At 68.3% G+C, this 12,768-nt stretch carries 4 protein-coding genes and 1 tRNA gene; 1 reads left to right on the plus strand and 4 read right to left on the minus strand.

Translation table 11 applies throughout. The annotated features are described in order from the left end of the window. Positions 1-95: 95 nt before the first annotated feature. From ABZ441_RS32145 to ABZ441_RS32155, 3 genes are all read right to left on the minus strand, one after another. Positions 96-2,873: a DNA translocase FtsK gene (locus ABZ441_RS32145; RefSeq protein ID WP_358980693.1), complete on the minus strand. Its 2,778-nt coding sequence runs from the start codon at positions 2,871-2,873 to the stop codon at positions 96-98. A 110-nt stretch (positions 2,874-2,983) separates the two neighbouring features. Further along, entirely contained in the window at positions 2,984-3,664 is a 681-nt protein-coding gene (locus ABZ441_RS32150; protein ID WP_358980696.1) for a response regulator, read from the minus strand. A 244-nt stretch (positions 3,665-3,908) separates the two neighbouring features. After that, on the minus strand, positions 3,909-9,341 hold the full coding sequence (locus tag ABZ441_RS32155; protein WP_358980698.1) for a HAMP domain-containing protein: 5,433 nt from the start codon (positions 9,339-9,341) through the stop codon (positions 3,909-3,911). Between the two features lie 402 nt (positions 9,342-9,743). Between ABZ441_RS32155 and ABZ441_RS32160 the strand changes: the two genes are divergently transcribed. After that, positions 9,744-12,371: a SpoIIE family protein phosphatase gene (locus tag ABZ441_RS32160; protein ID WP_358980700.1), complete on the plus strand. Its 2,628-nt coding sequence runs from the start codon at positions 9,744-9,746 to the stop codon at positions 12,369-12,371. Positions 12,372-12,422: 51 nt separating this feature from the next. On the opposite strand, the gene ABZ441_RS32165 is transcribed toward ABZ441_RS32160, so the two are convergent. After that, a tRNA-Thr gene (locus ABZ441_RS32165) sits at positions 12,423-12,495 on the minus strand. Positions 12,496-12,768 lie beyond the last annotated feature (273 nt).

Genomic DNA, 12,768 nt, shown 5'->3' on the forward strand with positions numbered 1-12,768 from the left:
GGGCAGGACGGAGGACTGAGCGCAAGACGGATCATCCCGCTACTCCTCCTTTCAACTTGACGTACGGCCGGGCGAAACGGTTGCCCGCAAAACTCTTACGAACCGGTTTCCCCGCGAATGACGGCCAGCACACCGTCGAGTTCGTCCGGTTTCACCATGACATCACGCGCCTTGGAGCCCTCGCTGGGACCCACGATGTTGCGCGACTCCATCAGGTCCATCAGCCGACCGGCCTTGGCGAAACCGACCCGCAGCTTGCGCTGGAGCATCGACGTCGAGCCGAACTGAGTCGAAACGACCAGTTCGGCCGCTTGGCAGAGCAGATCGAGGTCGTCGCCGATGTCCTCGTCGATCTCCTTCTTCTGCTTCGTGCCGACCACCACGTCCTCGCGGAAGACCGGCGCCATCTGATCCTTGCAGTGCTGGACGACTGCCGCGACCTCGGCCTCGGTGACGAAGGCCCCCTGCATACGGGTCGGCTTGTTGGCGCCCATGGGCAGGAACAGCCCGTCGCCCTTGCCGATCAGCTTTTCGGCGCCGGGCTGGTCGAGGATGACCCGGCTGTCGGCGAGCGACGAGGTCGCGAAGGCGAGCCGCGAGGGCACATTGGCCTTGATCAGACCGGTCACGACGTCGACGGAGGGGCGCTGTGTGGCGAGCACCAGATGGATGCCGGCGGCACGCGCCAACTGGGTGATCCGGACGATGGAGTCCTCGACGTCACGCGGAGCCACCATCATGAGGTCCGCCAGCTCGTCGACGATGACCAGCAGATAGGGGTAGGCCGAGAGTTCCCGCTCGCTTCCCTCGGGGGCCTTGGCCTTGCCGGTGCGTACCGCGTGGTTGAAGTCGTCGATGTGCCGGAAGCCGAAGGCCGCGAGGTCGTCGTAGCGCAGATCCATCTCGCGCACGACCCACTGGAGTGCCTCGGCGGCCTTCTTCGGGTTGGTGATGATGGGCGTGATGAGGTGCGGGATGCCCTCGTAGGCGGTGAGCTCGACCCGCTTCGGGTCGACGAGCACCATCCGCACGTCCTCCGGCGTCGCCCGCACCATGACCGACGTGATCAGACAGTTGATGCAGGAGGACTTGCCGGAACCGGTCGCGCCGGCGACCAGCACGTGCGGCATGTTCGCCAGGTTGGCCATCTCGTAGCCACCCTCGACGTTCTTGCCGAGTGCGACCAGCATGGGGTGGTCGTCCTCGGCCGCGTCCGCGAGGCGCAGGACGTCGCCGAGGTTGACCATCTCCCGGTCGGAGTTGGGGATCTCGATGCCCACGGCGGACTTGCCCGGGATCGGGGAGATGATCCGGACGTCCGGGCTGGCGACGGCGTAGGCGATGTTCTTGGTGAGGGCGGTGATCCGCTCGACCTTGACGGCGGGACCGAGTTCCACCTCGTACCGGGTGACGGTCGGGCCACGGGTGAAGCCGGTGACGGACGCGTCGACCTTGAACTCCGTGAAGACGTTGGTCAGTGAGGCGACGACCGCGTCGTTGGCGGCGCTGCGCGTCTTGCCCGGTCCACCACGCTCCAACAGGTCCAGCGAAGGCAGCGAGTACGTGATGTCACCCGAGAGCTGGAGTTGCTCGGCACGGGCGGGCAGCGCCTCGGACCGGTCGGGGGCGGGCTTCGTCAGATCGGGGACACCTCCGGAGGACGAGGTGCCCTTCTCCGCGCCCCTGCCGGCGGGCGGGGCCTTCTCCGCCGACCGCGCGCCGGGGACCGGTGTGCCGGTCTGCTCCCGGCCCCGGTCCGGGGAGACACCCTGGGTGAGATCGGCGACGACCGGAGACGGCGGCATGCCGTTGAGGACCGCCCCGTCGAGCGCGGCTGCCGCGGCTGCCGCTACGTCCACGGCGTCCATGCTCCGGTTCATCGCAGGCTGGGCGGACGGCCGGCGGGGCCTGCGACGCTTGGCCGGCGCCTCGCCCTCGGCGAGGTCCGGGTCGAAGTCGTCCGTCTCCGAGCGCCGTGCCGGGGAGCGCCGGGAACGCTCGGGCAACGCGTCGCGCCACTGCTCGTCGTACCGCTCGTCGTCGCTCCCGTCCTCTTCACCGGGTGCGTACACGGGGTCGACGATGCCGAGCCGCACACCCAGCTGCCGCAGCCGCCGAGGGATGGCGTTGACCGGAGTGGCGGTGACGACGAGGAGTCCGAAGACCGTCAGGAGCAGAAGCAGCGGGACGGCGAGGACCTCGCCCATCGTGAAGACGAGTGGCTGCGAGGCCGCCCAGCCGATCAGCCCGCCCGCGTCCTGCATGGCCCCGGTGCCGTCCTCACGGCCGGGCGAACCGCAGGCGATGTGGACCTGCCCGAGCACACCGATGACGAGGGCGGAGAGCCCGATGACGATACGGCCGTTGGCCTCGGGCTTCTCCGGATAGAGGATCAGCCGCACGGCGACGGCGCCCACCAGTATCGGCACCAGGAGATCGAGCCGGCCGAACGCCCCGGTCACGAGCATCTCGACGAGATCGCCGACGGGGCCCTGCAGATGCGACCAGGTACCCGCCGCCACGACCAACGCGAGTCCGAGGAGCAGAAGGGCCAGTCCGTCCTTGCGGTGTGCAGGGTCAAGTCCCTTGGCACCGCGCCCTATGGAACGGAACACCGCCCCCACGCCGTGCGCGGTACCCAGCCAGACTCCACGGACGAGCCTGTACACGCCTCCGGTGGGGGACGGCGCGGGTTTGGGCGGGAGCTTCTTCGCCGCCGCCTTTCTGGCGGGTGCCTTCTTGGGCGACGTGGTCTTCTTCGCCGCCGCCTTCTTGGTGGGCGCGGCTTTCTTCGCCGGTCCCTGCGTACGGCCGGCACCCTTCGCGGTGCCCGCCGTGCCCAGGGAACCCTTGCCGGACGTACGTGAGGCCATGGGACCGAGGTTACCGGTGCGGACGCCGGTGGACACGTGTGCCTACGGCTTCACCCGTCCGTGTCGCCCCTCCACAGGCGCCGAACTGACGCGCCCTCAGCCCTCGCGGGTCAGCTCTGCGAGGGCAACGTGGCCGCGGAACCGCCCGTCCCGGGTTCCAGTGCATCGAGCGCGCGACGCAATCCGGTGAGCTTGCGCTCGAGATGGGCCGCCGTGGCCACTGCGGCGGCATCGGCCGAGTCGTCGTCCAACTGCTTGGAAAGGGCCTCCGCCTGCTCCTCGACCGCGGCGAGCCGCGCCGAGAGTTCGGCGAGCAGACCGGCCGGCTCCCTGTCGTCGGCGCCCTGGTGGGCGCCGCCCTCGAGCTGCAGCCGCAACAGCGAAGCCTGTTCACGCAGCTTGCAGTTCTTCATGTACAGCTCGACGAAGACCGAGACCTTGGCACGCAGCACCCACGGGTCGAAGGGCTTCGAGATGTAGTCCACCGCACCCGCCGCGTATCCCCGGAAGGTGTGATGCGGGCCGTGGTTGATCGCGGTCAGGAAGATGATCGGGATGTCCCGGGTTCTCTCCCGCCGCTTGATGTGTGCCGCCGTCTCGAATCCGTCCATGCCGGGCATCTGCACGTCAAGCAGGATGACCGCGAAATCATCCGTGAGCAGCGCCTTGAGCGCTTCCTCCCCGGACGACGCCCGCACCAGTGTCTGATCGAGCGCAGAGAGGATGGCCTCCAGCGCCAGCAGATTCTCCGGCCGGTCATCGACCAGGAGGATCTTGGCCTTCTGCATCATGGCCCGCCCTCCTCGCCCCGGCATCGCACCGGGTTCCGCCCCAGGGGACGACTCCCTTACGCCGTCCGTCCTTGTGCCGGTCATGGTAGCTGCACCCCGCCCATCACCACACCCTGTCACCGCGATGTCACTGTGCACACAGGGAAAACGCGGTCGAAGACCAGAAGGTTCCCCGGAATCCGCGCTCTCACACCCTTCGGGGCGCAGCAGGCCGACTGATCACGTCGCGCCTCTCCGCGCCCGGTCACTCGCCGCGCATCCAGTTCTCCATCACCGACAGCAGGTGGTCGGAGTCGACCGGCTTGGTCACGTAGTCGGATGCTCCGCTGTCGATCGCCTTCTCACGGTCACCCTTCATGGCCTTGGCGGTCAGCGCCACGATCGGCAGCCCCGCGAACTGCGGCATCCTCCGGATCGCCGTCGTGGTCGCGTAGCCGTCCATCTCGGGCATCATGATGTCCATCAGTACGATCGTCACATCGTCGTGCTGCTCGAGGACTTCGATCCCCTCGCGCCCGTTCTCCGCGTACAGCACCGAAAGCCCGTGCTGCTCCAACACGCTGGTGAGGGCGAATACGTTGCGGATGTCGTCGTCGACGATCAGCACCTTCTCACCGTGGAAACGGAACGACCGCCGGGGCTCCGCCTCCTCCTGCGCGCTCTGCACCCACTCCTCCGGCGCGGCGCTCGCCTCCTCGGACGCACCGTTCGACAGGGCGGGGCGCTGAGCGGCTCCGCCGAGAGCCTTGCGCCGGCGCCGGAACACCCCGGCGGAGTTGGCGGGGTCACCCAGGGGCTGCTCGGTCCCGTTGCCCGGCGACGGCATCAGACGAAGGTCGCCCTCAGCGGAACCCGCTCGGACCTCGACGGGGCCGGCGCCCAACTGCGGATAGCCCTGCGGAGGCAGCTCACTCGGGTGCAGCGGCAGGTACAGCGTGAAGGTCGAGCCGCGTCCCGGTTCGCTCGCCGCATGGATCTCACCGCCCAGCAGACGGGCGATCTCGCGGCTGATGGAGAGACCGAGCCCGGTACCCCCGTACTTGCGGCTGGTCGTGCCGTCCGCCTGCTTGAACGCCTCGAAGATCACGAGCATCTTGCTGGACGCGATGCCGATACCGGTGTCGGTGACCGAGAAGGCGATCAGGTCGCCGTCGGCGTCGCGCAGCGACCCGGCCTCCAACAGGTGCTCCCTGATGGCGTTGGGCACATCGGGACCGGCCGGCCGGATGACCAGCTCCACGGCGCCGCTGTCGGTGAACTTGACCGCGTTGGACAGGAGGTTGCGCAGGACCTGCAGGAGTCGCTGCTCATCCGTGTGCAGCGTGGCGGGGAGCTCCGGAGACACCCGTACGGAGAAGTCGAGTCCCTTCTCCGCGGTGAGGGGCCGGAACGTCGCCTCCACGTAGTCGACCAGTTGCACCAGGGCGATCCGGGTCGGACTCACGTCCATCTTGCCCGCCTCGACCTTGGACAGGTCGAGGATGTCGTTGATCAACTGGAGGAGGTCGGACCCAGCCCCGTGGATCGTCTCGGCGAACTCCACCTGCTTCGGGGAGAGATTGCCCTCGGCGTTGTCCGCGAGCAGCTTGGCCAGGATGAGCAGCGAGTTGAGCGGTGTGCGCAGCTCGTGCGACATGTTCGCGAGGAACTCGGACTTGTAGCGCATCGAGACGGCGAGCTGTTCGGCACGCTCCTCAAGGACCTGCCGCGCCTCCTCGATCTCGGTGTTCTTCACCTCGATGTCGCGGTTCTGCTGGGCCAGCAGCTCCGCCTTCTCCTCCAGCTCCGCGTTGGAGGCCTGCAGCGCCTTCTGCCGGTTCTCGAGCTCCTGCGAGCGGTCGCGCAGTTGCTCGGTGAGCTCCTGGGACTGTTCGAGGAGCTTCTCGGTCTTCGTGTTCACGCTGATGGTGTTGACGCTCGTGGCGATCATCTCGGCGAGCTGGTTGAGGAAGTCCCGCTGGATGTGTGTGAACGGCTGGAACGAAGCCAGCTCGATGACGCCGAGCACCTGGCCTTCGAAGAGCACCGGAAGCACGATCACGTGCGCGGGCGGTGCCTCGCCGAGTCCCGACGAGATCTTCAGGTACCCGGGCGGCACGTTGTCCACCTGGATCGTCCGCTTCTCCTCGGCCGCCGTGCCGATGAGGGTCTCACCGGGCCGGAAGGAGGTCGGCATGGAGCCCGCCGAATAGCCGTAACTGCCACGCATGCGCAGCTCGTACGAGCTCTCCCGGCCGGCGTCCGCCCCGACCTCACTCCCGTCGCCGGTGGTCATCGCCAGGAAGAAGGCGCCGTGCTGGGCGGAGACGACCGGCGTCAGCTCGCTCATGATCAGCGATGCGACGTCGTCGAGATCGCGGCGGCCCTGCATCAGACCGGAGATGCGGGCGAGGTTGCCCTTCAGCCAGTCCTGTTCCTTGTTGGCCAGCGTGGTGTCGCGCAGATTGGCGATCATCGTATTGATGTTGTCCTGCAGCACCTGGATCTCACCGGCCGCGTCGACATCGATCTTGAGGTTGAGATCACCGCGGGTCACCGCCGTGGCGACGGCCGCGATGGCGCGCACCTGGCGGGTCAGGTTCCCGGCCATCTCGTTCACCGACTCGGTGAGGTCGCGCCACGTACCGTCGACGTCCCGCACCCGCGCCTGCCCGCCCAGCTGCCCCTCGGTCCCCACCTCGCGGGCCACCCGGGTCACCTGGTCCGCGAAGGACGAGAGCTGGTCGACCATCGTGTTGATGGTGTTCTTCAGCTCCTGGATCTCGCCGCGCGCATCGATGTCGATCTTCTTCGTGAGGTCACCCTTGGCGATGGCCGTGGTCACCGTGGCGATCTGACGCACCTGTCCGGTCAGGTTGGACGCCATCGAGTTCACCGACTCGGTGAGGTCCTTCCAGGTGCCCGAGACGCCCGGGACGCGTGCCTGGCCGCCCAGTTCCCCCTCGGTGCCCACCTCGCGGGCCACCCGGGTCACCTCGTCGGCGAACGAGGACAGGGTCGTCACCATCGTGTTGACGGTGTCGGCGAGTTCGGCGACCTCGCCACGCGCCTCGACCGTCACCTTCTTCGTCAGGTCTCCGTTGGCGACCGCGGAGGAGACCCTGGAGATGTTGCGAACCTGGCTGGTCAGGTTGTTGGCCATCAGGTTGACGTTGTCACTGAGGTCCTTCCAGATTCCCGTCGCACCCCGCACCCGGGCCTGCCCTCCGAGGATCCCCTCGGTACCCACCTCACGGGCGACCCTCGTCACCTCGTCGGCGAAGTTGAGCAGCTGGTCGACCATCGTGTTGACCGTCGTCACCAGTTCGAGGATCTCCCCCTTGGCGTCGACGGTGATCTTCTTGGATAGGTCGCCCTTCGCGACCGCCGTCGTCACCTCGGCGATGTTGCGCACCTGGAGCGTCAGGTTGTTCGCCATGCCGTTGACGGACTGCGTGAGGTCCTTCCACGTACCGGAGACGCCCTGGACCTCCGCCTGCCCGCCCAGTTCGCCCTCCGTGCCCACCTCGCGGGCGACACGGGTCACCTGCTCGGCGAAGTTCGAGAGCTGGTCCACCATCGTGTTGAGGGTGTTCTTCAGCTCCAGGATCTCGCCCCGGGCGTCCACGTCGATCTTCTGCGACAGGTCACCCCGCGCCACCGCCGTGGCGACCTGCGCGATGTTCCGGACCTGGGCGGTGAGGTTCCCCGCCATGCCGTTCACCGAATCGGTCAGGTCGCGCCACACGCCTGCCACACCGGGCACCTGCGCCTGACCGCCGAGGCGTCCGTCCGTGCCCACCTCGCGGGCGACCCGGGTCACCTGGTCGGCGAAGGCCGAGAGCTGGTCGACCATCGTGTTGATGGTGTTCTTCAGCTCCAGGATCTCGCCCCGGGCGTCCACGTCGATCTTCTGCGACAGGTCGCCCCGCGCCACCGCCGTCGTCACCTGGGCGATCTGACGCACCTGTGAGGTGAGGTTGCCGGCCATGAAGTTGACGGAGTCGGTGAGTTCCTTCCACGTACCGGAGACACCGTCGACACGCGCCTGACCGCCGAGGCGGCCCTCCGTGCCCACGTCCCGGGCCATACGCGTCACCTGGTCGGCGAAGTTGGACAGCTGCGCCACCATCGTGTTGACGGTGTTCTTCAGCTCCAGCATCTCGCCGGCCACATCGACGGTGACCTTCTGCGACAGGTCACCGTTGGCGACCGCCGTGGTCACCTGCGCGATGTCGCGCACCTGGCCCGTGAGGTTGCGGAAGGCGGTGTTCACCGAGTCGGTGAGGTCCTTCCACGTACCGGCGGCACCGGGTACCTCGGCCTGGCCGCCGAGGCGGCCCTCGACGCCGACCTCCCGGGCGACCCGGGTCACCTCCGAACCGAAGGCCTGGAGCTGGTCGACCATCGTGTTGACGGTGTTCTTCAGCTCCAGCATCTCGCCGGCCACGTCCACGGTGACCTTCTGGGTCATGTCACCGCTGGCCACCGCGGTGGTCACCTGGGCGATGTCGCGCACCTGCGTCGTGAGGTTGCGGAAGACCGTGTTCACCGAGTCGGTGAGGTCCTTCCAGGTACCGGCCGCGCCGGGCACCTGGGCCTGGCCGCCGAGCAGGCCCTCACCACCGACCTCGCTCGCCACGCGCGTCACCTCGTCGGCGAAGGTGCGCAGCGTCTCGGTCATCTGGTTGATCGTCTCGGCGAGCTGCGCGACCTCGCCGCGGGCGCTCACGGTGACCTTCTGGGACAGATCACCGTTGGCGACGGCCGTCGTCACCTCGGCGATGCCGCGTACCTGGGACGTGAGGTTCCCGGCCATCGTGTTGACGGAGTCGGTGAGGTCCTTCCAGACCCCGGCCACCCCGGGCACAATCGCCTGTCCGCCCAGTTCGCCCTCGGTGCCTACCTCACGGGCGACCCGGGTCACCTCTGAGGAGAACGAGGAGAGCTGGTCCACCATCGTGTTGACGGTGTTCTTGAGCTGGAGCATCTCACCGGCCACGTGAACGGTGACCTTCCGTGACAGGTCTCCCTTGGCCACGGCCGTCGTCACCAGGGCGATGTCACGCACCTGTGCGGTGAGCCGGTAGGCCATGGTGTTCACGGAGTCCGTGAGGTCCTTCCACGACCCGGACATGCCACGGACCTGGGCCTGACCGCCCAGCTTGCCCTCGGTGCCCACCTCGACCGCGACCCGCGTGACCTGCTCGGTGAAGGCGGAGAGCTGGTCGACCAGGTTGTTGACCGTACGGGCGACCTTCAGGAACTCCCCCCGCAGGGGGCGCACGGTTTCGTCCGGTGCGTGCGTCCGCAGTTCCATACGCTGCTCGAGATCACCGTCGGCGACCGCGGAGAGCACGCGTCCGACCTCCGACACGGGCCGTGCCAGGTCGTCGACGAGCTCGTTGGAGGCATCGATGGCCGCCGCCCAGGAGCCCTCGCACGCACCGGTCTCCAGGCGCTCGGTGAGCTTCCCTTCACGCCCGACCACACGCCGGACCCGGGCTAGCTCACCCGTCAGATGCAGATTGCGGTCGGCCACCTCGTTGAAGACAGCCGCGATCTCCGTGAGGACGCCGTCGCCGGAGACGGTGAGCCGCCGGCGGAAGTTCCCGTCACGCATCGCCACCAGGGCCGCGAGCAGTCTGTTCAGAGCTGCCGCGTCCACGTCGATGGTCCCATTGCGCTGCTTTTTCACGGACTGCCCGCCTTTTGTGCGCGTTCCTGAACCCCGCGCCGCCACGCCAGACTCCACCGTGTCCCTCCCGCAGGGGTTGACCGTATCGCTCGGGCCTTTATCGGAAGCTTGCCCACTTCCACTTTGGCTCACCGCCACAGCACACCGTCAACGGGTGACTATGCGGTCGTCAAATCGTTGAAACGTACCAGGCCGGAAGAGGACGGCGGGGAAGGTCGCCGGGTCGTCCCATTTCCCTCACCGAGGGCCCCACAGTTGTGCGCCCGGCGCACAACCGCCGGGTGCCCTGCGCACCCAAGTCTGCCCTCGTGTACCCGGGACACCTGGTGAGCGTCTAGCCTGGCAGGCGAATCGAAGCGGCGATATACGGGCACAGGACTCGGGGAAGCGACGAGACACCATATGGGGAGTGCTGTGATCACCGCGCGCGCGGCTGCCACCTTCGATCCGGTCGGACGCTCGGTCGCGACCGCTCGCGCCTTCGTACGCGACACACTTCAGGGGTGGGGTTACAGGGATGTCGTTGACGACGCCGTCGTCCTGACCAGTGAACTCGTGACCAATGCCGTCGTGCACGCGGGCACGGCGGCCGACGTCCTCTGTCTGCGCACCGAGGACGGCGTACGCGTAGAGGTCGCCGACCACTACCCGGAGCGGGAGGTCCCGCTCCAGAGCTCCGGCCTCGACTTCGGCAGCCCGGACCGCGAGGGCGGCCGCGGCCTGCTGCTCTGCGCGGCTCTCGCGTCCCGCTGGGGCGTCGAGTACACCCCGACGCACAAACATGTCTGGTTCCAGCTCGATCTTCCCGAACGACCCGTGGGCATCCGCTCGGCGAGCCCGGTCCTGCCCACCGCACTGCTGCCGGTGGCGGAACAACGTGTGCGGGTGGCCGTCGTCCAGATCGACGGCTCCGGTTCCGTCACCGCGTGGAACGAGGACGCCTCGTTCCTCTTCGGCTACGCGGCGGAGAAGGCCGACGGCAAGCACTTCACCGACTTCGTGGCGTGGCCGCACACCCCCGGAACCAACACCGGTATCGCCGACGCACTGCGGCTCTCCCGGTGGGAGGGCAGTTACGGCATCCGCGGCGCGGACGGCCGTGTGATCCCCGTGTACGCCTCGCACCTCAGGGTCCGCGACGCGGACGGCGAGCCCTCCACCGTGTGTCTGCTCGTACGCGATTACGAACGCGCGGTCCTCCAGACACCGGTACGAGCGCCCGTGTCCGACGCCTCGGCCGAGAACCGCAGTACGGATCCGTTCGAGATCTTCATCGGCTCCCCCGCCCCCGACGACCTGGACGGGCTGTTGCAGCGCACGGTCGAGCGTGCGCGCGACATGCTGGACGCCGATGCCGCCTTCCTGCTGCTCGCCACCGACGACGAGACGGAACTGGAGGTCCGCGCGACCACCGGTCTCCCCTCGGCCCGCCAGCGCTTCGCACGGGTGCCCGTAGAGGCCGGCACGGGCCGCTACGGCTCCGCCCGCATGCCGGCGGTGCACGAGGACCTCACCGTCGTACCGGGAGCCGTGCCGCTGCTCAGCGACACCGGGATGCGTTCGGTCGTCACGGTCCCGCTCAAGGTCGAGGGCCGGCTGACCGGCTCCCTCGGGGTCGCGGCCGAAGCGGCGGGGCGCTACTCCAACGAAGAGGCCCTGCGCCTGCAGTTCGCCGCCGACCGCATCGCACTGGCCGTCGAGTCGGCCAGGCTCGGTGAGTTGGAACGCCTGCGGCGCGGCTCGCTGTCCTTCCTCGTCGAAGCGTCCGACCTTCTGGCCGGCACGCTGGACAGGGACCAGACCCTGGCCCTGATGGCACAGATGACCGTGCCCACGCTGGCCACGTGGTGCGCCGTGTACACCATCGCGGACCAGTCCTCCGAGCCCTATCTGTCCTACGTCCTCCACGAGGACGAGGAGCGCATCGACGGCCTGAAGGCACTGCTCTCCTCGATCGACCCGCCGGACCCCGTCCCGGCTCCTGGCGCGCGCATCTGGCCGGCGCCCACGGAAGCCGGTCACCAGGCAGCTCTGCGCACGTCCAAGCGCACCCTGGGCAAGGACGCGCCTCTGAGCATGGGGGCGGCGGCACGCACCGTCCTGGCCACCGCGGCGGCTGTGGGAGGCGAGACCGTCGTCCTGCCACTGGTGGCGAGGAACCGTGTGATCGGCATGCTCACCTTGGGCAAGCCCTCCGACGAGCACTTCCGCCAGGAGATCCTGGAACTGGCCGAGGACCTGTCCCGACGGGCCGCTCTGGCCCTGGACAACGCCCGCCTGTACTCGGAGCGCATGGCCATCAGCCAGTCGCTCCAGAGGAGCCTGCTGCCGCCCGGCCTGCCCGATGTGCCGAACGTCGAGATCGAGGTCATCTATCGCGCTGCGGGCGAGGGCAACGAGGTCGGCGGCGACTTCTACGACGTGTTCCCCATCCGTGACGGTGCCTACGGCTTCGCCATCGGTGACGTCTGCGGTACGGGCCCTGAGGCGGCAGCCGTCACGGGCCTGGCCCGGCACGCCCTGCGTCTGCTGGCACGCGAGGGCTTCGGCGGCCCCGCGGTACTGGAGAGGCTCAACGCCGCCATCCTGGACGAGGGGGCCCGCAGTCGCTTCCTCACGCTGCTCTACGGGGAGTTGTGGCCTCAGGAGGACGGGAGCGCCCTCCTGAAGGTGGTCTGCGCCGGCCACCCGCTCCCTCTGCGTCTACGCCAGGACGGCTCCGTGGAAGCCGCTGCCGAACCGCAGCCGCTGCTGGGAGTCATCGAGGACCTCGAGCTCTACGAGCAGGAGGTCACTCTGCAGCCGGGCGATGTGCTCCTGTGTGTGACCGACGGAGTCACCGAACGCCGCGAGGGGTCCCGCATGCTGGGCGACGACGGCCTGGCTGATGTCCTCGCCATGTGCACGGGCCTCACAGCCGGCGCGGTGGCGGGCCGAATCCTCCGGGCCGTCGAGCGCTTCGCCGCGGAGCCGGCCTCCGACGACATGGCCATCCTGGCCATGCGCGTCCCGGAGCCGCAGAGCAACTAGTCAGGACGTGAGAAAGGCCCCCGCCGACGGCGGGGGCCTTTCGTCGTACCGAGCCCCAATGCGGAATCGAACCGCAGACCTTCTCCTTACCATGGAGACGCTCTACCGACTGAGCTATTGGGGCCTGCTGCCTTGCGGCAACGAGGTAAAGCATACCCCGTTCACCGGGTGCTCAGAACCACCGGTTCGGGACGTTCGCCGTCACGTTGCACGGCCGGCTCACACGACTTCGGGGGCTCAGGAGATCGCGCTTCGCCTGTCCACCGAGCCGGCTTCCCTCTCATGCCGGACGGGATTCGTGCCGTGAACGCAGAAAAGCCCCGTGCCACAAGGGCACGGGGCTTTCCCGGAATAATTGTTCGGCGGCGTCCTACTCTCCCACAGGGTCCCCCCTGCA

Origin of the sequence: Streptomyces sp. NPDC005752, assembly GCF_040630715.1 — a bacterium.
Taxonomy (GTDB): domain Bacteria; phylum Actinomycetota; class Actinomycetes; order Streptomycetales; family Streptomycetaceae; genus Streptomyces.